At 38.4% G+C, this 25,562-nt stretch carries 19 protein-coding genes, 1 tRNA gene and 1 pseudogene; 4 read left to right on the plus strand and 17 right to left on the minus strand.

What is annotated here, in order from left to right; translation table 11 throughout:
* The gene (gene rpsB, locus ACFINR_RS05780) at positions 1 to 780 is read right to left on the minus strand and encodes a 30S ribosomal protein S2 (protein ID WP_273788135.1); all 780 of its coding nucleotides are present in this window, start codon (positions 778 to 780) and stop codon (positions 1 to 3) included.
* Positions 781 to 947: 167 nt separating this feature from the next.
* Positions 948 to 1,784 carry a cell envelope integrity EipB family protein gene (locus tag ACFINR_RS05785; protein ID WP_375653115.1) on the minus strand — a complete coding sequence of 279 codons (837 nt, stop codon included), beginning with the start codon at positions 1,782 to 1,784 and terminating at the stop codon, positions 948 to 950.
* 145 nt (positions 1,785 to 1,929) lie between these two features.
* Here ACFINR_RS05785 and ACFINR_RS05790 point away from each other — a divergent pair, with 145 nt between their 5' ends.
* Together ACFINR_RS05790 and ACFINR_RS05795 are read left to right on the plus strand one after the other, a co-directional pair.
* Positions 1,930 to 2,391, plus strand: coding sequence for a RidA family protein (locus ACFINR_RS05790; RefSeq protein WP_375607219.1), 462 nt, complete (start codon positions 1,930 to 1,932; stop codon positions 2,389 to 2,391).
* Between the two features lie 134 nt (positions 2,392 to 2,525).
* Positions 2,526 to 2,948: an HIT family protein gene (locus ACFINR_RS05795; RefSeq protein ID WP_375607220.1), complete on the plus strand. Its 423-nt coding sequence runs from the start codon at positions 2,526 to 2,528 to the stop codon at positions 2,946 to 2,948.
* 7 nt (positions 2,949 to 2,955) lie between these two features.
* On the opposite strand, the gene clpA is transcribed toward ACFINR_RS05795, so the two are convergent.
* Both clpA and clpS read right to left on the minus strand, forming a co-directional pair.
* Positions 2,956 to 5,307, minus strand: a complete 2,352-nt coding sequence (clpA, locus tag ACFINR_RS05800; protein WP_375613468.1) for an ATP-dependent Clp protease ATP-binding subunit ClpA — start codon at positions 5,305 to 5,307, stop codon at positions 2,956 to 2,958.
* A gap of 6 nt (positions 5,308 to 5,313) precedes the next feature.
* Positions 5,314 to 5,685: an ATP-dependent Clp protease adapter ClpS gene (clpS, locus tag ACFINR_RS05805; protein ID WP_375612119.1), complete on the minus strand. Its 372-nt coding sequence runs from the start codon at positions 5,683 to 5,685 to the stop codon at positions 5,314 to 5,316.
* Positions 5,686 to 5,920: 235 nt separating this feature from the next.
* Between clpS and ACFINR_RS05810 the strand changes: the two genes are divergently transcribed.
* The gene (locus ACFINR_RS05810) at positions 5,921 to 7,270 is read left to right on the plus strand and encodes a D-alanyl-D-alanine carboxypeptidase (protein ID WP_375620781.1); all 1,350 of its coding nucleotides are present in this window, start codon (positions 5,921 to 5,923) and stop codon (positions 7,268 to 7,270) included.
* Between the two features lie 32 nt (positions 7,271 to 7,302).
* Complete coding sequence (locus ACFINR_RS05815; protein ID WP_375612117.1) at positions 7,303 to 7,581, plus strand: hypothetical protein; 279 nt, start codon at positions 7,303 to 7,305, stop codon at positions 7,579 to 7,581.
* Between the two features lie 1,828 nt (positions 7,582 to 9,409).
* Here the strand turns inward: ACFINR_RS05815 and ACFINR_RS05820 are convergent.
* The 13 genes and pseudogenes from ACFINR_RS05820 to ACFINR_RS05880 form a co-directional block, all read right to left on the minus strand.
* On the minus strand, positions 9,410 to 10,801 hold the full coding sequence (locus tag ACFINR_RS05820; RefSeq protein WP_375653121.1) for an L-serine ammonia-lyase: 1,392 nt from the start codon (positions 10,799 to 10,801) through the stop codon (positions 9,410 to 9,412).
* A gap of 340 nt (positions 10,802 to 11,141) precedes the next feature.
* The gene (locus tag ACFINR_RS05825; protein ID WP_375612167.1) at positions 11,142 to 11,831 is read right to left on the minus strand and encodes a nitroreductase; all 690 of its coding nucleotides are present in this window, start codon (positions 11,829 to 11,831) and stop codon (positions 11,142 to 11,144) included.
* A 205-nt stretch (positions 11,832 to 12,036) separates the two neighbouring features.
* Positions 12,037 to 12,240: a hypothetical protein gene (locus tag ACFINR_RS05830; protein WP_375613464.1), complete on the minus strand. Its 204-nt coding sequence runs from the start codon at positions 12,238 to 12,240 to the stop codon at positions 12,037 to 12,039.
* Between the two features lie 714 nt (positions 12,241 to 12,954).
* The gene (gene rpoC, locus ACFINR_RS05835; RefSeq protein ID WP_375612114.1) at positions 12,955 to 17,166 is read right to left on the minus strand and encodes a DNA-directed RNA polymerase subunit beta'; all 4,212 of its coding nucleotides are present in this window, start codon (positions 17,164 to 17,166) and stop codon (positions 12,955 to 12,957) included.
* Between the two features lie 172 nt (positions 17,167 to 17,338).
* A complete protein-coding gene (gene rpoB / locus ACFINR_RS05840) occupies positions 17,339 to 21,487 on the minus strand; it encodes a DNA-directed RNA polymerase subunit beta (protein ID WP_375612113.1) in 4,149 nt (1,382 codons plus the stop codon).
* Between the two features lie 289 nt (positions 21,488 to 21,776).
* Positions 21,777 to 22,148: a 50S ribosomal protein L7/L12 gene (gene rplL / locus ACFINR_RS05845; RefSeq protein ID WP_273790654.1), complete on the minus strand. Its 372-nt coding sequence runs from the start codon at positions 22,146 to 22,148 to the stop codon at positions 21,777 to 21,779.
* A 101-nt stretch (positions 22,149 to 22,249) separates the two neighbouring features.
* Positions 22,250 to 22,768 (minus strand): 50S ribosomal protein L10, encoded by a 519-nt coding sequence (rplJ, locus tag ACFINR_RS05850; RefSeq protein ID WP_012755027.1) that lies wholly within the window; start codon positions 22,766 to 22,768, stop codon positions 22,250 to 22,252.
* 354 nt (positions 22,769 to 23,122) lie between these two features.
* On the minus strand, positions 23,123 to 23,827 hold the full coding sequence (rplA, locus tag ACFINR_RS05855) for a 50S ribosomal protein L1 (RefSeq protein WP_375613460.1): 705 nt from the start codon (positions 23,825 to 23,827) through the stop codon (positions 23,123 to 23,125).
* 4 nt (positions 23,828 to 23,831) lie between these two features.
* A complete protein-coding gene (gene rplK, locus ACFINR_RS05860) occupies positions 23,832 to 24,260 on the minus strand; it encodes a 50S ribosomal protein L11 (RefSeq protein WP_273723157.1) in 429 nt (142 codons plus the stop codon).
* 150 nt (positions 24,261 to 24,410) lie between these two features.
* Positions 24,411 to 24,941 (minus strand): transcription termination/antitermination protein NusG, encoded by a 531-nt coding sequence (gene nusG / locus ACFINR_RS05865; protein WP_273790740.1) that lies wholly within the window; start codon positions 24,939 to 24,941, stop codon positions 24,411 to 24,413.
* Between the two features lie 20 nt (positions 24,942 to 24,961).
* Positions 24,962 to 25,174 carry a preprotein translocase subunit SecE gene (gene secE / locus ACFINR_RS05870; RefSeq protein ID WP_273790652.1) on the minus strand — a complete coding sequence of 71 codons (213 nt, stop codon included), beginning with the start codon at positions 25,172 to 25,174 and terminating at the stop codon, positions 24,962 to 24,964.
* A gap of 200 nt (positions 25,175 to 25,374) precedes the next feature.
* Positions 25,375 to 25,450 (minus strand) — tRNA-Trp (locus tag ACFINR_RS05875).
* Between the two features lie 47 nt (positions 25,451 to 25,497).
* Positions 25,498 to 25,562: pseudogene (locus ACFINR_RS05880) on the minus strand (elongation factor Tu); the annotation flags it as partial.

The following is a 25,562-nucleotide window of genomic DNA, read 5'->3' on the forward strand; positions in this document are numbered from 1 at the left end:
TTATTCAGAAACTTCTGAAACTGCATTTTCTTCCAAAATAGGCTCCACAGGTGCATCAACTTGAGCTCCTAAATCGATACCCATTGCTCCTTGCTGGCGTGCAATACCATCAAGAGCAGCACGGGCAAAAAGATCGCAATAAAGAGAAATTGCACGTGAAGCATCGTCATTACCTGGTATTGGATGTGTTACGTCATCGGGATCACAATTGGTATCAATAATAGCAATCACTGGAATACCTAAACGTTTTGCTTCTTGGAGTGCAATATTTTCTTTATTCGTATCGATAACAAAGATAAGATCTGGAACAGAACCCATATCTTTAATACCACCAAGCGCACGATTAAGCTTTTCACGATCACGTTCAAGATTTAAACGTTCCTTTTTAGTAAAGCCTTGCGCTTCAGCAGCAAGAATTTTGTCAAGCTTCCGCAAACGATGGATCGAATTGGAAATCGTTTTCCAGTTTGTGAGCATGCCGCCAAGCCAACGTGCATTAACGTAATACTGGGCAGAACGATTCGCCGCATCTGCGATAATGTCAGATGCTTGTCGTTTCGTACCAACAAAGAGAATACGACCACCACGCGCTACAGTATCTGAAACAAGTTTAAGTGCTTGGTGTAAAAGTGGAACGGTCTGAGCAAGGTCAATAATATGAATATTATTACGCTGACCATAAATATAGGGAGTCATTTTGGGATTCCAGCGATGAGTCTGGTGACCAAAATGCACACCGGCTTCTAAAAGCTGGTGCATAGTAAAATCGGGTAGTGCCATAAATCTTATCCTTTCCGGTTCAACCTCCGCGGAAAAAGCAGGAAGACCTGCTACCGGCGGATGCTTGCTAGAAGTTTCTCACAGATCATTTGCAAACACCCAGACTCCGCGTGTGGAATAGCGCAAACATACTAATATTTGATTCTTTTTCAAGTTATTTTCTTTAATCATTTAATATTTGCATTTTCACATTGATTAAGATCTTTTCCAAGTTCCAAGAATTCGAGACTGTTCAATTTTGCACGCACTGAAAAAGTTCCATAATCTATATGAAGATCACGCATGACACCATTCTCATGTAAGAGAAAACTGCTACGATAAACCGGCAAACCATCTTTATTTTCTCCATCATCAAAATAAGAAATTGTAACAGGCCAATATTCTTCTTCATCCAATTTTCTTACTTTTTCCGTTTCGTTATCAGATAAAAGTGTCTTCTTTTCCCCTATGACGATACTTTCTTTTATAACTTTATCTGCTTTATTTGTCCCATCAAATACAGTAACATTGTAAAAATGATCTCCTGCTTTTGCATGGCGGATAATATTTTTTAGTTGCATCATTGGAAATTCAGCCATTGCAAGCTTATACTCTTTTTCCTTTGGCTTTTTTAAGGTAACTGTGATACCATCTTGCGTACGCTCTGCAACCCCCTCGGCACGATGCACAACCTCTTCTCCCTCTTGATCTGTAATATTAAAACGAAATGTACGGCTGTCTCCTGTTTCATAACTCGTCGTCTGTTGATCCGTCAAACGTACTGGCATATCTTCAATGTGAACACGGCTAATGAAACGAAAACGTGTGCTATAGCCTTGGCATGCCGAACCAGTAAGCTCGTAAACCATTCGTCCTGACATCGCAGAAATTGTCATTTCATGAGAAACACTATCGAGATGAAAATCATAAATTGCTCGATGAGGCACAATAAAAATGCGCTCTTCAGCTCTCGCAGTACATAAAAAAACAATATATAAAATTATTATAAATAATGATCTAATCATTCCCAACTTCCGAACTTTATCCCCGTTGCATAACATCATACAATAAGGCAAAAAAGGTTAATTTCTCAATTAACCACACATTTTCTTAAATCAAAAAATAGATTATGCAATGAATATATTATAGAGCAGCTATGGAGTTAAAATTATGACCAATATGATTGAAAAAAACTTAGAAAAATTTGGAATCACTCTTCCTGAAGTAATCTCCCCCCTTGCCAATTACATCACCACTTCACAAAGTGGCAATCAACTCTTTATTTCTGGACAACTCCCTCTTATTAATGGAAAACCAATAGCCATCGGTAAAGTTGGTGCAACTGTGAATACCGAACAAGCCCAAAAAGCATCTGAAGCTTGCGCTCTCAATATTCTCGCGCAACTCAAGGCAACTCTGGGTGACTTAAATAAAATAAAACGTGTGGTCAAAATTACTGTTTTTGTGGCTGTAGATTCTCATTTTACCGATATTCCTTTTGTTGCCAATGGAGCTTCTAATTTATTCGTCAATATCCTTGGTGAAATTGGAAAACACGCCCGTTCTGCTATTGGTGTTGCCTCTCTTCCTATGGATGTTCCTGTAGAAGTTGAAGCCATCATAGAAATCTAAACCTTCATTAAGACAGTGCATTATCCTAAATATAACTGAAGTCAAAATACTTCTTTGTCTTACACTCTGATAAACCTTGCATTTTTTCGTTTTTAAATTAGAATCTTAAACTTACGATAAAAGGAAATATTTGTATGAAACAAGCTTATGACAATAACAATATTTTTGCTAAATTGATTCGCAATGAAATCCCTTCTGTTCGTGTCTACGAAGATGATGATGTTATTGGATTTATGGATATCATGCCACAGGCACCAGGTCATACGCTGGTCATTCCTAAAAAAGGCTCTAGAAACTTACTTGATGCAGATCCTGAAACATTATTTCCTGTTATTAAAGCTGTTCAAAAAATTGCAAATGCTGTCAAAAAAGCCTTTCAAGCAGATGGCATAACTGTCATGCAATTTAATGAAGCAGCTAGTCAACAAACCGTCTATCACCTTCATTTTCATATTATACCACGTATGGAGGGAATAGAGCTTACCCCTCATAATGATATGGTAACGCCTCCAGAAATACTTGAAGAGAATGCAAAAAAAATTCGTGCAGCTTTATAACACACTCTTAAGTTGTTGTGCTTTTTTTTCCTACACGTTTTTTTGTAAAGTTTTCCATTTTACTTTTCTTTGAACTTACAGATATATCGGAAGATGAAATTTCTAACTGTAAGCTTTCTTTTTTACCATTTGATTTTTGTGTCAATACGCGAACGGTACCACCATTGCGTAACTTTCCAAATAAAATTTCATCAGCTAATGGCTTTTTAATATATTCTTGTATAACACGCCCTAATGGGCGTGCTCCCATCTGAGAATCATATCCTTTATTAGAAAGCCATAAAGTTGCAGAAGGGCTTAATTCAAAACAAATTCCCCGATCAGCTAATTGTGCTTCAAGCTGAAAAATAAATTTTTGCACTATCTGATTGATGATTAAATGAGATAACGGTGCAAACGGAATAATTGCATCTAACCGATTACGAAATTCTGGTGTAAATAACCGATTGATTGCTTCTATATCCTCACCATCACGATGTACTTTCCCAAATCCAATAGCTGATTTTGCCATATCTGAAGCACCAGCATTGGTTGTCATAATCAAAATAACATTGCGGAAATCAATTTTCTTACCATTATGGTCTGTTAATCTACCATAATCCATTACCTGCAATAAAATATTAAATAACTCTGGATGCGCTTTCTCAATCTCATCTAGCAATAGAACTGCGTGAGGTTTCTGATCAACGGCATCTGTAAGGAGACCTCCTTGATCAAACCCTATATAACCTGGAGGTGCTCCGATTAAACGTGCTACCGTATGCCGTTCCATATATTCTGACATATCAAAACGCAATAATTCAATGCCTAAAGATGATGCAAGCTGTTTTGCAACTTCAGTTTTTCCTACACCTGTTGGTCCTGAAAATAAATAACTTCCTATTGGTTTATCCGGTTCGCGTAAACCTGCTCGCGCCAATTTTATGGATGAAACTAAGACGGAAATTGCCTGATCTTGACCATAAACAACATGTTTGAGTTCTCTTTCAAGCTTACTCAGTATCTTCTGATCATTCCGGGAAACTGTTTTTGATGGAATTCTTGCAATTGTAGCAACAGTCGCTTCAATTTCTTTAACACCTATACTCTTCTTGCGTTGTTTTTGTGGCAAAAGCTTTTGCGCTGCGCCACTTTCATCAATAATATCAATTGCTTTGTCAGGTAACCTACGGTCAATTATATAACGTGAAGATAATTCTACAGATGCCTTCATCGCCTGATCTGTATATTTAATCTGATGAAAATCTTCAAAGTAAGGCTTCATCCCCTGCAAAATCTTAATCGCATCTGTAACAGAAGGTTCATTAATATCAATCTTCTGAAAACGACGCTCTAAAGCACGATCTTGTTCAAAGAATTTGCGATATTCTCTGTAAGTCGTCGAACCAATACATCGCATAGTTCCAGAAGATAACACAGGTTTCAAAAGATTTGCTGCATCCATATTTCCCCCTAATGTCGCTCCTGCTCCAATTAAGGTATGAATTTCATCAATAAATAAAATAGCATCTGGATACAGCTCAAACTCTTTAATAACTTGCTTTAAGCGTTCTTCAAAATCACCGCGATAACGTGTACCTGCAACAAGTCCCCCCATATCAAGAGAAAATATTGTTGCATTTGATAAAACTTCAGGCACTTGCCCATCAACAATACGCTTTGCCAACCCCTCAATTATAGCTGTTTTCCCTACTCCAGGATCACCAACCAAAAGCGGATTGTTTTTTGACCTTCGACATAAAATCTGTATCATGCGTGAAATTTCTATTTCACGGCCAATTAATAAATCAATTTTTCCATTACGTGCTTTACAATTGAGATCAACACAATAATTCGTTAAAGCACTTGTTCCTCTTTCACCATTATCCGAAATCTGCTGATCTAATTGCTCTTCAAGTCCTTCAAGTAACATGGATAACCCATCATCACGCGTGACACCCTGTGAAATAAAACGTACAGCATCGTAGCGTGTCATTCCCATCTCTTGAAGAAAATATGCTGCATGGCTTTCACGTTCAGAAAAAATTGCAACAAGAACATTTGCCCCCGATACTTCATCTTTTCCAGCTGATTGTGCATGAATCACCGCACGTTGGATAACACGCTGGAAAAAAGCTGTAGGCTTTGTATCCTCATCAGCTCTAATCTGTTCATCTAACTCTGAGCGAAGATAATTGGTTAAGCGCTCTCGCAATTCCTCCACATCTACTTGGCAAGCCTGAATAACGGAATTTGCATCGGCATCATCTAACAGCGCAAGTAGAAGATGCTCTAGTGTTGCATATTCATGCCGTGCTTGAGTAGCAATTGTTAATGCACGATGCAAAACCTCTTCAAGACTAGGTGTAAAAGATGGCATAGCTCCTCACTTCCATTCCATTACACATTGTAACGGATGTTCATTTTGACGCGCACATTCCCTCACTTGTAATATTTTCATTTCAGCGACTTCATAAGTGTAAGTCCCACATTCTCCTATCCCATTGTGATGAACATTTAACATTATCCGCGTTGCCTCTTCGAAACTTTTTTTAAAAAAGTTCTTCAAAACGAAAACAACAAAATCCATAGGTGTGTAATCATCATTAAGCAAAAAAACTCGACATAATTTAGGTTTTTCGAGTTTTTCTCTAGCCTTAGGCATTATAACCGCACCATGCCTACCTTCATCCCAATTCTTGCCCTTTTCATTATGCATAATATGAGCTATAGAGTTTATTATGAGCATCTGTCCCATTATCGTTTTCCATGCAGCACATTTTTATTAATTTTAAATTCTTTCATAACTATTGCAATACCTGTTTGTATTAGAAAAAAAATTTTCCTCTATGGTTAGACTTCAATCACTCACTCATAAAATAACTTCTGTAAACAAATTAGTAATACCATTCGTCTAAACTGCATCAATAAATTACAGAAAAGGAAGCTTTATAGAAGTTTTTTAGGATAAATGGAGAAATAGGATACTGCAAGTGTATATTAATTATCAAAAAATTATGCGCTACTGTAAAACAATAGCAATTTCTTTTGTTATGTTAGCTTTTTCTTACTGTTGGGCATCCGCCACACCTCAAGGGGCCTATCCTGATAAGTATGCGGCTATTGTTATAGATGCTACTACGGGAAAAACTTTATTTCAAGCCAATGCAACACTGAAACGTTATCCTGCTTCTTTAACAAAAATGATGACATTGTACTTACTCTTTGAAGCTATGCAGATGCGTCGTGTGACACCAAATACACCAATTCCTGTTTCACATTATGCAGCAATGCGTCCACCGACAAAAATTGGATTTAAAGCAGGCCAAACAATTTCTGCAGAATCAGCAGCTAAAGCACTCATTACAAGATCCGCAAATGATGTTGCTGCTGCCATTGCAGAATATCTTGGAGGTAGTGAAAAAAAATTCGCTCAAATGATGACAGTAAAAGCCCGTAAACTTGGCATGAAACATACACATTTTGCAAATGCTTCAGGACTTCCGGATGTGCGCAATTATTCTACAGCACGAGATATAGCGACTTTATCATTAGCTTTACGTAAACATTTTCCCAAACAATATAAATTGTTCAAAACAAAAAGTTTTAATTTCCGTGGACATAAAATTAACAGCCATAATAAACTTGTTAAAATAATGAAAGGTGTCGATGGAATTAAAACAGGCTACACACAAATGTCAGGTTCTAATTTAGCAACTTCGATGCGTCTTGAGGGGCGCTCTATTGTCGCTGTTGTTATGGGAGGTAAATCATCTACTGCACGTGACGAGCATATGGCTAGCTTATTGAATCAATATTTGCCCAAAGCAAGCCAAATGAAAAGTGGTGAACGTTTAATAGCTTCTGTACGCTATCACTTACCCACTGGGGCCAATACTCCTATACCGACCATTAAAGCTGATTCAAGTAATTTTGACGATGAAATTTCGACTATGTTGACAGCATTTGCAGAACAACCTAAAAACTCCAATATCGCAATAACGGCTGTCAATAAGGTAATTATACCAATACCGAATCCTCAAAAAACTATACCGGCTGAGACTCATAAAATTGTAACAGTCTCTTTGTCCGAAAATGCCGGATGGGCTATCCAAATTGGTTCTCTTCCTAGTGAAGAACAAGCAAAAACTCTACTTTTAAAAGCAAAAAATACAGCTTTTTCCACTTTAAAGAACGCATCTTCACATATGCAACTGTTTGAAAAAAATGGGCAGCGTTATTACCGAGCGCGCTTTACAGGGTTTCAATCAAAAAAAGCTGCATTTGACGCTTGCTCTACATTAAAGAAAGCAAATTTTAACTGCTATACTGTAGCCTACTAAAAATTTTTGAATTCTGCGTTAAGGATAGTATTATGACAGATAATGCTTTTGCTTCATTCCATAAAAAAGAAGTTTTATTGAAGCAATCATCCCTCCTTTCATTGCGTTCTCTTCACGATGCTGCCGCAAAACTTACTGGTTTAAAATATAATTCTACTGCATTAGATACACAGTCTCTTGTTAACCTTCTCATTTGCCAAACAATGCGCAACCGTCGTCTCATAATGCCTCCTGTACGCATTCATTTACGCGTTGCGAGCCAAACTGGTAATGTGCCTATTAAAATCCGTTTAGGAGCAACAAATATTTAATTCTACAGACCCTCTCTAAAAAATTATTTTATTATTAACCATTATCTACAGCCTTAGAAAACCTTTTGATAAACATACTTTTTTCTTAAATTGTTGAATTTTCTGACAGCTTTTCCAACTATCCAATATCTCCAAGCTTTCAATAAAACATTGTTAAGGACATAAAAATACCCAATATTTTTCCACTTTTGGATTTAATATAAAAAATTATCCTTGATATCTTTCTGGAAAAAATGAATAGCTTCATTAGATGAAAGCTTATCATTTGGTGGGATTATTGTAAAAGTTCAATAAAGAAAATCCCTCTTAATAACGCTCCCTATACAACATAAACGCTGTAAAAAAAACAATCTCACTTCTCTTACTTGTATTTATGTCAACAGGCACAGAAAATTGGAAAATACAAATACTATCGATGAAAAAACGTAAATAAATTATCAGATTAAATATTATGATAACGATTCCCATAAGATTTTAATTTATAATTATAATTTATTTTTTGCATATTGAACAAGAGATTTTCGTAAAATACTCTTATTTTACTTCTTATATTGAATCAGTCAAAATCGCTCGCTTGCTCATCACGAGCAAAATTGACATATAAAGCATTTACAAAAGGAATCAAAGTATCCCTTATGAATCATTTCAAGTACTAGGATCTTTTGTAATATTGAAAGTTGAAAAAAGGATGATAGTGCTGGTTTTCTCCCTTTATAAATAAAGATGCTAATACTCTATAGATTTTATACCATTCATGGAAAACTTACATTATATTATTCATATGCAAGATACTGATTTATAAAGATAATTAATTATTTTGTTTGTTAGATGAGAATCTCGAATATCGTAAGATTCTCTCATTTAAAATCTGTTTATGTTGAATCAATCAAACCCGTCTCTTGCATGTTATGAGCGAGATTAGTGTGTAGCGTGAAACTGTCCCAAAAAGACTAAAAATGCCTATAATGAACCGTTTCAAATGCCAAGTGCTTTAGTCCCCCTGTACAGAGGGGGGCTCTGGTAAAGTGTGTAACCATGCCAGCGTACTTCTTTTTATTAAGCATAAAGATAGAGACAGCTCAATGGATTTACCGTTATATCATTCACAGGTGCCATCGCGAAATGAGCTTGGGGGGAGGCCTGAGAGATATTTTTTTAAAACGAACTCACGAACGCGTAACACGACAATGTTCTATCGTTTGCATTCTATTCTCATGAGAATTTTTATAAATATTTCTTAATGTATACGTTATTATTTATTTTAATTTTTTTGTCGGTACAAAATTTATAAATAAAAAAGATATTTCCAATATATCTCTTAATTATTGTAAATTAGTGTTTTTTTAAGGCATTTTTTACCATACTAGGTAGAAAAAAACTTCACTTTTAAAAAATTAAAACCTTTAAAATTCTACTTTCTTCATCATAATTATTCAGACTTAAAACAAATTTTTCTTGGATACTCAGGCATAATCTTCCATTACTTAAAAGATATATGGCTATGGAAACTTTTTAAAGCCATAAAACCCAGCTAAAAATAATGGCAGATTGATCACTAATTTTACTTTACGCTTTCTTATTTTTTCCAAATTACACTTTTTCCCCACTTTAGAGACAAATCAAACAGATGTACAACACTCTCCCCTCCAAGCTTGCATGCAACACCTATTATTCGTTAAGAAAACACTGAATCATCTCAGATTTATTTCAAACTACTGCTGCATTAAAGTGGAATTTTGATTTATAAGGAACAAAAAACATAAGCTTTATTAGGAAATACGATCTCTCTCCAAAAAGTCCAGTTATGGATTGAAAAATGTTCCAGCTCTTAACAAGATATCGCATTGACTGCAAGACCACCTTTACTTGTCTCTTTATAGCGTTCACTCATATCATGACCAGTCTGGCGCATTGTTTCTATACAAGCATCAAGAGAAACAAAATGATCTCCATTACCATATAATGCAAGAGAAGAAGCCGTTACCGCCTTAACAGCTCCCATTGCATTACGCTCAATACAAGGCACTTGTACAAGACCTGCAACAGGATCACATGTCATTCCCAAGTGATGTTCAAGCGCAATTTCTGCCGCATTTTCAATTTGAGCTGGTGTTCCACCTAACGCTGCGGTCAACCCTGCTGCGGCCATTGAAGATGCCGTTCCAACTTCACCTTGACACCCAACTTCTGCACCAGAAATAGAGGCATTATGTTTGATAACACCGCCTATAGCTGCTGCCGTTAATAGAAAATTATGTATTCCCTCTCGATCTGAATCATCATTAAACTGAAGATAATAACGCAAAACGGCTGGGACGACACCGGCTGCTCCATTTGTTGGTGCTGTAACAACACGACCACCTGCTGCATTTTCCTCATTGACTGCTATAGCATACACCGAAAGCCAATCATTTGCCCAAAGTGGATAATTGTAATTTTTCTTTTGTTTTTCCAAAAGCGTTTCATGCAGCTTTTTAGCGCGCCTTAGAACACGCAATCCACTAGGCAACTCACCTTCTTGTGAAAGACCTCTATCAATGCAATTTGTCATCGCTGAAAAAATTTCATCAAGCCCTACATCAAGAGAAGAACGCTCTATCTTTGTTTCTTCATTTAAGCGCTTCATTTCAGCAATTGAAAGTCCTGATTTTTCTGCCATTGATAACATTGTACAAGCAGAATCGAATGGATATGGTACCTCAAATGCTTCTGGTTGTATATTATCATTCATATGGCTTAATTCATCCTCAGTCACAACAAAGCCACCACCGATAGAATAATAAATCTGCCGCAACAGAACATTCCCATCAGTATCAAGTCCTTCAAAGGATAGTCCATTTGTATGTCCAGGGAGGATTTGCTTTCGTTCAAAAATAAGATCACGTTGCACATCAAACTGATAAGCGGGATGACCTTCTGGTTGCACTTTTTTTTCACGTATAACTTTTTCTAACAAAAACCCCATGCTATCAGGATCAACAGTAGAAGCTTTTTCTCCTAAAAGTCCTAATATGATAGCTCTATCTGTTGCATGACCAATACCCGTGAAAGCTAAAGAACCATAAAGATAAACACGTATACGAGAAACTTGAACATCAGACGACTGAGAAAAATCCCCTATCTTTTGCAAAAACATATTAGCAGCAGTCATTGGTCCCATCGTATGTGAGCTAGAAGGACCAATCCCAATTTTAAAAAGTTCAAAAACAGATAGAAACACGTATCACCTTAAACTATAGTACAGCTTGAGCATATATGCTTTTTCATAACGTTTCTTCCATTTAAAATCAAATTGCGAGATAAACTAAAAAAATGACAACAATAAACACGAATGTCGCTCGTCTTGCTACCACCCAACACTTTCTTTCTATAGTGTTTTCCATTAGCCAACCTTTAAAACGAACAATGCCCCTAGAGTCACCACTCCCAATGCTCCAAACGTAGTAAAATAAGTGTTAATATGCAATATTAAAATTCAATAAGGATGAGAAATCTTATCGGAAATATTTTTCATAATGCACTAAGTTCTTCAAAACATATGCTTAATTGTATAAAATATTTTATGGGTATGTTTCAATGAAACGTACAAATTTTTCTAACGATTCTCGTTCTGTCTCAAAATTGTTTTCTGGAGCACTCATATCGCGATAACCAAGTGCCATACCACAGATAATATGGCGATCAGAAGGAATAGATAAAAGCGTACGAATCTGTTTATGATAATCAGCAAAAGCAGCTTGAGGACAGGTATCTAATCCAAATCCACGTGCAGCTAACATAATGGTCTGCATAAACATACCCAAATCAAGCCAACTCCCCATTTCCATGTCGTGATCCATTGTAAATAAGAGTCCTACAGGTGCATCAAAAAATAAAAAATTTCGCGCCTTTTGATGAAGTATTTTTTCTTCATCACCTTTTTGAATTCCAAGACTCTGATAAAGATCCAAACCAACTTTTCGACGCCTTGAAATATAGGGCTCACGCCACTGACGTGGATAATAACTATATTCACGCTCTCCTTTTACACCTGAAAGCACAAGTTGTGAAAGCTCTTGCCCTACTTTCTGTAATACACTTCCTGTAAGCACAATTACTTGCCATGGCTGAATATTTGTTCCAGATGGTGCACGTGCTGCAAGTTTTAAGATTTCTTTGATTGTTTCCAAACTAACTGGCTGATCAGTAAAAGCGCGAATTGACTTTCGTGACAATATAGATTGAAAAACACTCATAGGAGAAACTGTCATTGTTTTTACTTTCTTTATGAAAAATAGTTTTTTCTTATCAAGAATAATATACTGCGAAAATACCTTTGCAGCTTTTTCAAACACTCTATTTCTTTAAATGACTTACACATTTCACGCAGTGGTAAATATTCCCCTTAGAGACGGTATAATCTATCTCTTTTAAGAGAAAGAAATTAGTCTAAAAGAAGACAAAATAAATTTATAATCAATGACTACCCCCCAACTCCGCTAAGCTCTCAAAAAAACTCTCTTCAATTCGTTCTAAATCCTGTAGAAGATCATCAACATCATGCTGCATCTGCTTTAAATCAGTTCGTTTTTTATGAATTCCTGCAATTAATTTCTTAAGCTTTTTCTCATCATCAGGTGGTTTTCCAACCATTGTCAACATATCAGATATTTCAGACAACGAAAATTTTACTCTGTTAGCATACAGGATTTGTTTTAACTTATGACGATCCGTTTATGTATAAAGCCGTGTACTTCCACACCGAAAAGGGATAAGAAGTCCCTCTTCTTCATAGCAAAGTTCGAGCTATTATTGAAAACTCACGTGTTAATTTTCCAATTGAATAATATTCGTACATTTTATTATTCTGTCTGCATAGATCACATTGTTATAAGAAATATGTCTATTTTTTATAAAACTTAGTGAGCACCTTAATCTCTACTTTTCTGCATTCTAATTTAGAAGAAAATACATTCACAAACATTGTATAGTAGAGAATCAATTATTTTTTAGATTATAGAAAAGACTCTTGATCTTTCATCATAAGTCCTTTTAAATTTTTATAGAAGATATCAATCAAAAATTTTCCTAAAGTTCAAAATCAATCTTATTTGATTTGTAGATAATCAACTCTTTTCCTTGAATATGATTTTTGAGTTTCACATATTTTGGAAAAATTCTATACTGCTTTTAGAAATTAAGAAACTTTAAAATAAAGTAACAAAAAAGATAAGCATCATTACAAAATAATAAGCTACTAAAGATGTTTAAAATAACTATCGCCTTATAATTTTTGATATTTTTCAAGAAAATATACAACTTCTGCATTTCGAAATAAAAAACGTCTGAACTTTCTATTCAGACGTTTTTATATTATGTGGTGTTGTATTTAAATTATTCAGTAACGGCCCCGGTTGTCATATTTGTCAACATAGCCTTAGCCACTTCGTTATTACTAGACTTACGCTGCTCATCTACAATCAAATCATCACGAACTGCAGCAATACGACGGATTTGAGAAATTGTACCACCCGTACCTGCTGGAATAAGACGACCGACAATAACGTTCTCTTTAAGTCCTTGCAAAGTATCAATTTTACCAGAAACTGCTGCTTCAGTAAGAACACGTGTTGTTTCCTGAAACGATGCCGCCGAAATGAAAGAAGGTGTTTGAAGAGAAGCTTTTGTAATTCCAAGAAGAATGGGATTACCAGATGCAGGTTTCTTCCCTTCTGCAATCAAATTATCATTGATTTCATCAAGTTCAATACGATCAACATTATCACCTGGAATATAACCAGAATCTCCAGATTCAGTAATTTCAACTTTTTGCAACATTTGACGAACAATCACTTCAATGTGCTTATCATTAATAAGAACTCCCTGCAGACGATAAACCTCCTGAATCTCATTAACAAGATAAGATGCCAAAGCTTCAACCCCCTTAATCGCCAAGATGTCATGAGGTGCTGGATTACCATCAAGGATATAATCTCCCTTTTCAATTTGATCGCCTTCTTGGAAGTGGAACAACTTACCTTTTGGAATCAAGTATTCTACTGCCTCAAGAGTTTCATCATTTGGTTCAATAATGATACGACGTTTATTCTTATAACCACGGCCAAATCGAATTGTACCACTTACTTCAGCAATAATCGCATGATCCTTTGGACGACGCGCTTCAAAAAGCTCAGCCACACGAGGAAGACCACCCGTAATATCTTTCGTCTTGGCACTTTCCATTGGCAAACGAGCAATAACATCACCAGCCTTAACATGAGCACCAAGCTCAACAGAAAGAATAGTTTCCACTGACATCATATAACGGGCTTCACCTCCCTTATACAATTTAGCAATGGATTCACCTTCTTTATCCGTGTGAATAATAATAGCTGGTTTAAGATCCGCACCACGTGGATTAGCGCGCCAATCAATCACCAAACGCTTCGTAATACCCGTAGATTCATCAGCTGTTTCAGTGACAGATAAACCATCAATCATATCTTCAAAACCCACATAGCCTTCAACTTCCGTTAAAATTGGACGTGTATAAGGATCCCATTCTGCTATACGTTGGCCACGTTTAACCACATCACCATCATCAACAAAAATATGAGCACCATAGCTAACACGATGTACAACGCGCTCTTTTCCTAACTCATCCTTGATAAGGATAGCCATATTACGCCCCATAACAACCAAATGGCCTTCAGAATTACGAACTACATTACGATTACGAATTTCCACCTTACCTTCATAAGATGCCTCTAAATACGATGAATCAACAACCTGCGCAGTTCCTCCTAAGTGAAAAGTACGCATAGTAAGCTGTGTTCCCGGCTCACCAATGGATTGAGCAGCAATAACACCAACCGCTTCTCCCTGATTAACAGGTGTTCCACGCGCCAAATCACGACCATAGCATTTTGCACAAACACCAAGACGTGTTTCACATGTTAATGCAGAACGAATTTGAACAGATTGAATCCCAGCTGCTTCAATCTTCGCGACATCAGCTTCCTCAATCATTGCTCCACCTTCAAGGATAACCTCTCCAGAGACAGGATGTAGAATATCAACAAGCGCTGTACGACCAAGAATTCTTTGCCCAAGGGAGGCAACAATTTGTCCTGCATCAACAATCGGCTGCATGGTAAGCCCTTTTGCGGTACCACAATCAACTGCTGAAATAATAGCATCCTGTGCAACATCAACAAGACGCCGTGTTAAATAACCAGAGTTCGCCGTCTTTAACGCAGTATCAGCAAGTCCTTTACGTGCACCATGCGTGGAATTGAAGTATTCATTAACAGTTAGACCTTCTTTAAAATTTGAAATAATGGGTGTTTCAATAATTTCACCCGATGGTTTTGCCATTAATCCACGCATACCGGCCAATTGTCTCATCTGGTTAGCAGAACCACGAGCACCAGAGTGCGACATCATATAGATAGAATTCATCGGCCGTTGACGACCTGTTTTAGGATCAAAATCCACAGCTTGAATACGTTTCATCATTTCATCTGCGACGCGATCTGTACATTTACCCCAAGCATCTACAACCTTATTGTATTTTTCACCTTGTGTAATCAAACCATCATTATATTGCTGTTCGTACTCCTTAGCCAAAGCTTCTGTTTCTGCGACTAAACGCGACTTACTATCAGGAATAACCATATCGTCCTTACCGAATGAAATTCCTGCACGACAAGCATAAGAAAAGCCAAGCTGCATAATACGGTCACAAAAAATAACCGTCTCTTTTTGTCCACAGTGCCGATAAACATGATCAATCATTTTAGAAATGTTCTTTTTCGTCATCTCTTGATTGACAATATCAAATGAGATATCCGCACTTTTTGGCAAAAGCTCACCGATAATCAAACGACCAGGTGTCGTATCATAAAGTTTAGAGACTTCTTTTCCATCCTTCCCCATATTCTTAACACGGCCTTTAATCTTCGTATGAAGCGTTATAACCTTATTTTCCAAGGCATAATGAAGCTCACCTATATCAGAAAAGGCCATTCCTTCACCTGGTTCTTTTTCAGAAACAATTGAAAGATAATAAAGACCAAGAACCATATCCTGTGAGGGAACAATAATGGGAGCACCATTTGCCGGATGAAGAATATTATTGGTGGACATCATCAAAACACGGGCTTCAAGCTGTGCTTCAAGAGAAAGCGGCACGTGAACCGCCATCTGATCACCATCAAAATCTGCATTAAAAGCAGTACACACCAATGGATGTAGCTGTATAGCTTTTCCCTCAATTAAGATAGGTTCAAAAGCCTGAATCCCCAAACGGTGCAATGTTGGCGCGCGGTTGAGTAAAACAGGGTGTTCACGAATAACCTCATCCAAGATATCCCAAACTTCTGGATGTTCTTTTTCAACAAGCTTCTTTGCCTGCTTTACCGTTGATGAATAGCCTTTTGCATCAAGCCGCGCATAAATAAAAGGCTTAAATAATTCAAGAGCCATTTTTTTGGGAAGACCACATTGATGCAATTTTAATTCAGGACCCGTCACGATAACAGAACGCCCCGAGTAATCAACACGCTTCCCAAGTAAGTTCTGACGAAAACGCCCTTGCTTGCCCTTCAACATATCTGATAAAGACTTAAGAGGACGTTTATTGGCTCCAGTAATCACACGCCCACGCCGTCCATTATCAAACAATGCATCAACAGCTTCTTGTACCATACGCTTTTCATTGCGTACGATAATTCCAGGAGCACGCAATTCAATCAGCCGTTTCAAGCGGTTATTACGATTAATAACACGCCGATAAAGATCATTCAGATCTGATGTCGCAAAACGCCCACCATCAAGCGGAACCAATGGACGCAAGTCCGGTGGAATAACCGGAATTGTTTTCATAATCATCCACTCTGGCTTATTTCCAGATTCAAGAAAATTTTCAACGATTTTAAGTCGTTTAATCAATTTTTTCTGCTTTAACTCTGAAGTTGTTTCAGCTAATTCAAGACGCAAATCATTAGCGATTTTATCTAACTCCATACTAGCTAAAAGCTCGTAAATAGCTTCAGCGCCAATCATAGCTGTAAACTGATCTTCTCCAAATTCATCAATAGCAAGCATATATTCTTCTTCAGAAAGAAGCTGATGGAGCTTAAGAGATGTTAACCCTGGTTCGGTTACAATATAATTCTCAAAATAAAGAACCCGTTCAATATCTTTTAAAGTTAAATCTAAAAGTGTAGAAATACGGCCTGGTAATGATTTAAGAAACCATATATGCGCAACGGGTGCCGCAAGTTCAATATGCCCCATACGCTCACGACGTACGCGCGAAAGAGTAACCTCTACACCACATTTTTCACAAATAATGCCCTTATACTTCATGCGTTTATATTTGCCACATAGACATTCATAGTCCTTAATAGGGCCAAATATACGTGCACAAAAAAGACCATCACGTTCTGGTTTAAAAGTCCGATAATTAATAGTCTCAGGCTTCTTAATCTCACCATACGACCAGGACAAAATTTTCTCAGGACTCGCAATAGAAATACGAATAGAGTCAAATGTCTGCGCTGGCGCTTGAGGATTGAAAAGATTCATGACCTCGTGGTTCATGCTGTTCTCCTTCAAAGATTCTTAGAACCTGTTGTAATATCTCATTTATTTTATAACAGATCTTCTTTAAAATACATTTACTTTTAAAAATGACCTGTATAGCCTTAATAAGGTTATTGAGCCTCTTAAAGTAATAAGAGCGCAGCCTTTTTCTAGTGCGCTCCTTGAATTATTATTCTGCCGTATCAGACAATGCCCGCTGTGCAATAAGTTCACGCGCATCATCAAGCTCCACATTAAGAGCAAGTGAGCGCATTTCTTTTACCAACACATTAAAGCTTTCGGGTATACCTGCCTCAAATGTATCATCACCACGCACAATTGCCTCATAGACTTTTGTTCGACCAGCCACATCATCTGATTTTACTGTTAGCATCTCCTGCAAAGTGTATGCAGCACCATAAGCTTCAAGCGCCCATACCTCCATTTCACCAAAACGCTGACCACCAAATTGTGCCTTACCTCCTAATGGCTGCTGCGTAACAAGTGAATAGGGACCAATAGAACGCGCATGAATCTTATCATCAACAAGGTGATGCAATTTCAACATGTAAATATATCCCACCGTTACTGGACGATCAAAAGGCTCCCCAGTACGACCATCATAAAGCGTAACCTGCCCTGAACTATCTAAGCCTGCGTCTTCCAGCATCATGTTAATATCAGACTCATGTGCTCCATCAAAAACAGGCGTTGCAATTGAAACCCCTTTCTTCATCTGCAATGCCAATTTGTAAAGGCTTTCATTATCATACTGACGAACTGGTTCATTATGATTATCATCAGGCATAAGATTTTCAATACGCTGACGCAACGGCAATATATCCCCAGTCTCTTGATATAACTCTAACAAAGCACCAATCTTCTTGCCCATCCCCGCACATGCCCAACCAAGATGCGTTTCAAGAATTTGTCCAACATTCATACGACTAGGCACACCAAGCGGATTCAAGACGATATCAGCATGGGTCCCATCTTCAAGAAATGGCATATCTTCTACGGGAAGAATACGTGAAACAACACCCTTATTCCCGTGACGTCCCGCCATCTTGTCACCTGGTTGGATTTTGCGCTTCACAGCCACAAAAACTTTCACCATTTTCATGACACCAGGAGGCATTTCATCACCTCTTTGGACCTTTTCAACCTTATCCATAAAGCGACGTTGTAATGCTTCTTTTGATTCATCATATTGCTTGCGCAAAGCTTCAATTTCATTTTGAAGCTTTTCATCCTCAACAGCAAATTGCCACCACTGGGATCGCGGATAATGCCCCATTACTGTACTATCAAGCTTTTTACTACCCGAAAAGCCTTTCGGACCTTCTACAGCAACTTTACCTGTCAACATATCGGTGAGGCGCGCATAAACATTGCGATCAAGAATAGACTGTTCATCATCACGGTCTTTTGCTAAACGCTCAATTTCTTCACGCTCAATTGCCATCGCACGTTCATCTTTTTCCACGCCATGGCGATTAAAAACGCGAACTTCAACAACAGTACCAAAAGTCCCAGGAGGCATACGCATAGAAGTATCACGAACATCGGATGCCTTTTCCCCAAAAATTGCACGCAGAAGCTTTTCTTCCGGCGTCATGGGACTTTCACCTTTCGGGGTAATCTTTCCAACTAAAATATCACCTGGTTGAACTTCAGCACCAATATAAATAATGCCAGCTTCATCAAGATTTCTTAACGCTTCTTCCGCAACATTAGGAATGTCGCGCGTAATTTCCTCAGGTCCAAGTTTTGTATCGCGTGCCGCAACTTCAAATTCCTCGATATGAATTGAAGTAAACACATCATCAGCAACAATGCGCTCGGATAACAAAATAGAATCTTCATAATTGTATCCATTCCAAGGCATAAAGGCTACGAGAACATTCCGCCCAAGAGCCAAATCACCAAGATCCGTGGATGGACCATCTGCAATGATATCACCTTTCTCTACCCTATCACCGACATGTACAAGAGGACGCTGATTAATACAAGTGGACTGATTAGAACGCTGAAATTTCTGTAAGCGGTAAATATCAACGCCTGATTTTGAAGGATCTAAATCTTCTGTTGCACGGATAACAATACGGGTAGCATCGACTTGATCAACAACACCACTACGTTTTGCACTCACAGCAGCTCCTGAATCGCGCGCAACAATAGATTCCATTCCCGTCCCAACAAATGGCGCTTCAGCGCGTACAAGAGGAACTGCTTGACGCTGCATGTTCGATCCCATAAGCGCACGATTCGCATCATCATTTTCCAAAAAAGGAATAAGCGCTGCTGCAACTGAAACCAACTGTTTTGGTGAAACATCCATCAAATCAACATGATCACGCGGCGCCATTAAAACTTCACCAGCATGACGGCAAACAACAAACTCTTCTATAAAACGACCTTCGTTATCTAATGAAGAATTAGCCTGAGCGACATAATGCTTTGCTTCTTCCATCGCTGAAAGATAAATAACTTCTTTTGTGACTTTTCCATCAATAATTTTTCGATATGGGCTTTCAATAAAGCCATATTTGTTAACTCGCGCAAATGTTGCTAAGGAGTTAATCAGACCAATATTGGGGCCTTCTGGTGTTTCAATCGGACAAATACGACCATAATGCGTAGGATGTACGTCACGGACTTCAAAACCCGCACGTTCACGAGTCAAACCACCTGGACCAAGAGCAGAAAGACGGCGCTTATGGGTAATTTCTGACAATGGATTGGTTTGATCCATAAACTGCGACAATTGTGAAGACCCAAAAAATTCACGGACTGCTGCTGCCGCAGGCTTTGCATTGATCAAATCCTGTGGCATAACTGTATCAATTTCAACCGATGACATACGCTCTTTTATCGCACGTTCCATACGAAGAAGACCAATGCGATATTGATTTTCCATCAACTCCCCGACGGAACGAACGCGACGGTTGCCAAGATTATCAATATCATCAATTTCACCACGTCCATCACGCAATTCAACCAACATCTTAACAACAGCAAGAATATCCTCTTGGCGTAAAATGCGAACTGTGTCTGGACAATCAAGATCCATACGTAAATTCATCTTAACACGCCCGACAGCTGAAAGATCATAACGCTCTGGATCAAAAAACAATGAATGGAACATTGCTTCTGCTGTATCGATTGTTGGAGGTTCACCTGGACGCATCACCCGGTAAATATCAAATAACGCATCCTGCCGACTTTCATTTTTATCCACCTTCAAAGTATTGCGGATGTAAGCGCCAATATTCATGTGATCAATATCAAGAATATTGACTTGATCAGCACTAACATCGAGCAGAACTTTTAATACTTTTTCGTCAATTTCATCACCAGCTTCAAGGTAGATTTCACCTGTTTCGTAATTGACGATATCTTCGGCTAGATAACAACCTAATAAATCATCTTCACTAACTTTAACCGCTTTAAGTCCTTTTTCTACCAAAGACTTCGCAGTACGAACTGTTAATTTTTTACCAGCCTCCGCAACGACTTCACCACTATCTGCATCTATAAGGTCAGAAATGAGCTTCATTCCTTTAAAGCGATCCACAGAATAAGGAACTCGCCATCCTTCTCCATCACGCTCATAAGTCACTTTATCATAAAACGTCGATAAAATATCCGACGCATCCATACCTAATGCCATCAAAAGACTAGTAACAGGAATCTTGCGCCGTCGATCAATACGCGCATAAATGATGTCCTTAGCATCAAACTCAATATCAAGCCAAGAACCACGATACGGAATAACACGAGCAGCAAAAAGAAGCTTTCCTGATGAATGGGACTTTCCTTTATCATGGTCAAAAAAGACACCAGGAGAACGATGCATCTGAGAAACAATAACACGCTCCGTACCATTAACAATAAAGGTACCATTCGTCGTCATTAAAGGCATATCGCCCATATAAACGCCTTGCTCTTTAATGTCTTTGATATCTTTGGAGCCAGTATCCTCATCAACATCAAAAACAATCAAACGCAATATGACCTTTAATGGGGCAGCATAAGTTAAATCACGTTGACGGCACTCTTCAACATCAAATTTTGGTAAATCAAATTCATAACCTACAAACTCAAGCATAGCTGTACCGGAAAAATCTGAAATAGGAAAAACCGATTTAAAAACAGCTTGCAAACCTTCATCTGGTCGCCCACCTTTCGGTTCCTCAACCATGAGAAATTGATCGTATGAGGCTTTTTGAACCTCAATAAGATTCGGCATTTCTGCTACTTCAGGAATCTTACCAAAAAATTTCCGTACGCGCTTACGACCATTGAATTGAGACATCATTGCGTGAGTCTGAGCCATCGTCGCTCCTTGATCTTTACTCTTCAAGGTAGACCAACCTTGAAAGCCTTATACCATTAACCTGCATATGCAGACCAGTTCACTTGACACTCAATAATGAGCATCATTAACTTTCCCCACCAACATAAGCCATTTATCTCTTTGACTCTATGATGAAGGGGTAAGTAATCCAAACCTATCCCATTCCTGTTACGAAACCATTGGGAAAAGTTTTTTACTCATTATTTTCCCTCTTTGTATTAAGAGAAAGAAAATCGGCGAACATAAATGCCCGCCGATAAAATTAAATTTACTTAAGTTCCACCTTAGCACCGGCAGCTTCAAGTTGAGATTTAATTTTTTCTGCTTCTTCTTTAGAAGCAGCCTCTTTAATAGGCTTAGGTGCACCTTCAACCAGATCTTTAGCTTCTTTAAGACCAAGTCCAGTAAGAGCACGAACTTCCTTAATAACATTAATTTTTTGTGCGCCACCTTCAACAAGAATAACATCAAATTCTGTTTTTTCTTCAGCAGCTGGAGCAGCAGCACCAGCAACAGCAGCGACAGCTACAGGAGCAGCAGCCGAAACTCCCCACTTTTCTTCAAGTAACTTAGAAAGCTCAGCGGCTTCCAAAAGGGTTAGATTAGAAAGGTCTTCTACGATCTTCTCTAGATCAGCCATTTTTAAATTCCTTCAATTAAAAGATTTGAACCATTATTAAATCTTATTCAAAAAAACAGAAAAGCATTAAAGCTCTTCCATAAACGTGAATACAAACAGCCTTAAGCCGCCTTATCCTCCTGAGCATATGCTCCAATGACACGTGCAACCTGACCAGCAGGGGCATTAACAACCTGTGCAATACGGGTCGCCGGGGTAGAAATCATACCCACAAGTTTTGCACGCAACTCGTTTAATGAAGGCAATGAAGCCAATGACTTCACAGCATCTACAGTTAAACTTGTTGCACCCATTGAACCGCCAAGTATGACAAATTTGTCATTGCTTTTCGCAAAATCAACAGCAACTTTCGGTGCAGTGATTGGATCTTCTGAATAAGCAATAAGCGTTTGTCCAGTAAACAAACCCACTATCGATTCAGATTCCGTGCCCTGAAGAGCGATTTTAGCAAGACGGTTTTTGGCGACCTTAACGGCACCGCCAGCTTCACCCATTTTCGAACGCAGATCATTCATCTGTGAAACTGTCAGACCGGAATAATGTGCAACAACAACAGAACCAGACTTCCGAAAAGCCTCGTTAAGCCATGTAACAAATTCGCGTTTTTCCGCTCTATTCACTGTCTCTCTCCATTTAACAGATTTGCTTAAAACAAACCTGTTGGTTACCTTTGATAACATAAAATACTTCATGTCACCGATGAGGATCCTGTCCCCTTTTTCACGCACAGCGTTCAAAGGCAACCTTGGCTCAAACCCTTTAAGTCTTTTAACTCTCAGTTTTTACCCCAGTCTCATGCAGGTTTTTTTGATTAAGATACTTAAAAGCATCACCTACAATCTCGGACAGGATATTCCGGAATTTCTCCCGGTACAACCTAAGCCCTATAAAGCTTAGATAGCGAGCTGATCAAAATCAGCATTTTAAATACAATTTTGATATTCCCATACCCCAAAACAAAATTATAAATCAGCTTATACTAGCTCTGAACGAACCGTTGCTGGATCAACTTTAACACCAATTCCCATAGTCGACGAAACAGCAACGCGCTTAATATACTCACCTTTTGCACCTTGCGGCTTGGCTTTAATAACTGCACTTGCAAAGGCTTTTATATTTTCTACGATTTTTTCAACACCAAAAGAAGCCTTACCAATACCAGCATGCACAATACCAGCTTTTTCCACGCGAAACTCAACAGCACCACCTTTAGAAGCTTTGACAGCACCGGCGACATCAAGTGTTACAGTACCAACTTTCGGATTCGGCATCAAACTCCGTGGACCAAGAATCTTACCAAGACGACCAACAAGAGGCATCATGTCTGGCGTTGCAATACAACGATCAAAATCTATAGTCCCTCTATTAACGCTTTCAAATAAATCTTCGGCACCCACAATATCAGCTCCTGCCGCCTTAGCTTCCTCAGCCTTATCCCCACGAGCAAAAACGGCAACACGAATATTTCTCCCTGTTCCATTAGGCAAATGAGCAACGCCTCGAACCATTTGATCAGCATGACGAGGATCAACACCCAAGTTCATTGAAATTTCGATTGTTTCATCAAACTTAGCAACGGCACGCTCCTTAACCATTGAAACGGCATCTTTTAAAGCGTAGAGTTCATTAAAATCAATATCTTTTCGGATATTTTTTATTCTTTTTGCTACTTTTGCCATAATATTAGCCCACCACTTCCAAGCCCATCGAGCGAGCAGAACCTTCAACCATACGCATTGCTGCCTCAATGTCATTCGCATTAAGATCTTTCATCTTTGATTCCGCAATCGAACGAATTTTATCGCGAGAAATGCTTCCTACAGACACTTTACCAGGCTCTTTTGAGCCAGATTTCAGGTTTGCTTCCTTCTTTAAAAAGAAGGATACAGGAGGCGTCTTGAGAGAAAAGGTGAAAGACTTATCTTGGTAATACGTAATAACAACTGGAATCGGTGCCCCCTTTTCCATTTCTTGTGTCGCTGCATTAAACGCCTTACAAAATTCCATGATATTAATACCACGCTGCCCAAGAGCTGGACCAATTGGTGGAGATGGAGTAGCAGCTCCTGCAGGAACCTGCAACTTAAGCTGACCTATACTTTTTTTTGCCATAACAATCTGCCCTTAATTTCACTGGTATACTGACAATTCATCTTGCCCGTTACCCGCTTGCAGTCACGTGGTTCGGATCATTAAGCCGACAAAAGCTATAAATCACCTCCCACTCCTTCCTTAAAGTAATTAAAACTACTCTAAGTTTAATCAGAGTTTTTCAACCTGACCAAATTCCAAATCAACAGGCGTAGGACGCCCAAAAATAAGCACTTCAACCTTAAGACGAGAGCGCTCTTCTTCAACCTCTTGAACAATTCCATTAAACGAAACAAAAGGACCATCAGCAACGCGAACTTGCTCTCCAACCTCAAACAATACAGAGGACTTTGGAGACTCAACCCTTTCCTGAACTTGTTTGAGAATTTGTTCAACCTCTCGATCAGAAATAGGAACAGGACGCGCATCCGACCCTAAAAAACCTGTCACTTTAGGCGTATTCTTAATAAGATGATAAACTTCATCTGTTAACTCAGCACGAACAAGAACATAACCAGGAAAAAATTTTCGCTCAGTATCAACTTTGCGTCCACGACGAACCTCTACAACACGCTCTGTTGGAACAAAAATCTTTTCAAAAAGATGATCAAGTCCCTTTTGCTTTGCCTCCTTATCAATAGCTTCCGCTACTTTCTTTTCAAAATTTGAATATGCCTGAACAATATACCAACGAGCTGCCACAGTCACACTTCCTTACATTCTCAACTAAAAAGATATTTCAGAAGATCAATAACCCGCCAAACACCAAAATGCATAACCTGATCCACAATAAAAAAGAAAGCTGAAGCCAATGCAGTTACCAACAAAACCATAATAGTAGAAATAACCGTCTCACGACGTGTAGGCCATTTCACTTTAATTGTTTCTGCATAAACCTGCTTCAAAAAGGTAATCGGATTGGTTTTAGATGCCATCGTCACACTATACTCTCTCTAGTCCCATTGTGTTTTATAGAACAAAATAAACAGGAAAAAAACGCAAAAGCCAACTTTCAGACTTATGCAATTTCCTTACTTTCTATTCAATACCGTTTCACACACAAAAAAACAAGCCCCATATCAAAAAAAGCGAAAAAGGCAGCAAAATCCACTCCCTTATATGTAAAATCCCTCTTTGGCAGGGGCAGCAGGACTTGAACCCGCGACCTGCGGTTTTGGAGACCGCCGCTCTACCAACTGAGCTATACCCCTAACTCTCAAAACTAAAACACTTTTAACACCCCTTTAACAAGCATTATTTATTCAATGATCTTAGAGACGATACCGGCACCAACAGTACGACCACCTTCACGAATAGCAAAAC

The sequence above is a fragment of the Bartonella sp. AP19HLJMH genome, assembly GCF_042196245.1.
Lineage (GTDB): Bacteria > Pseudomonadota > Alphaproteobacteria > Rhizobiales > Rhizobiaceae > Bartonella.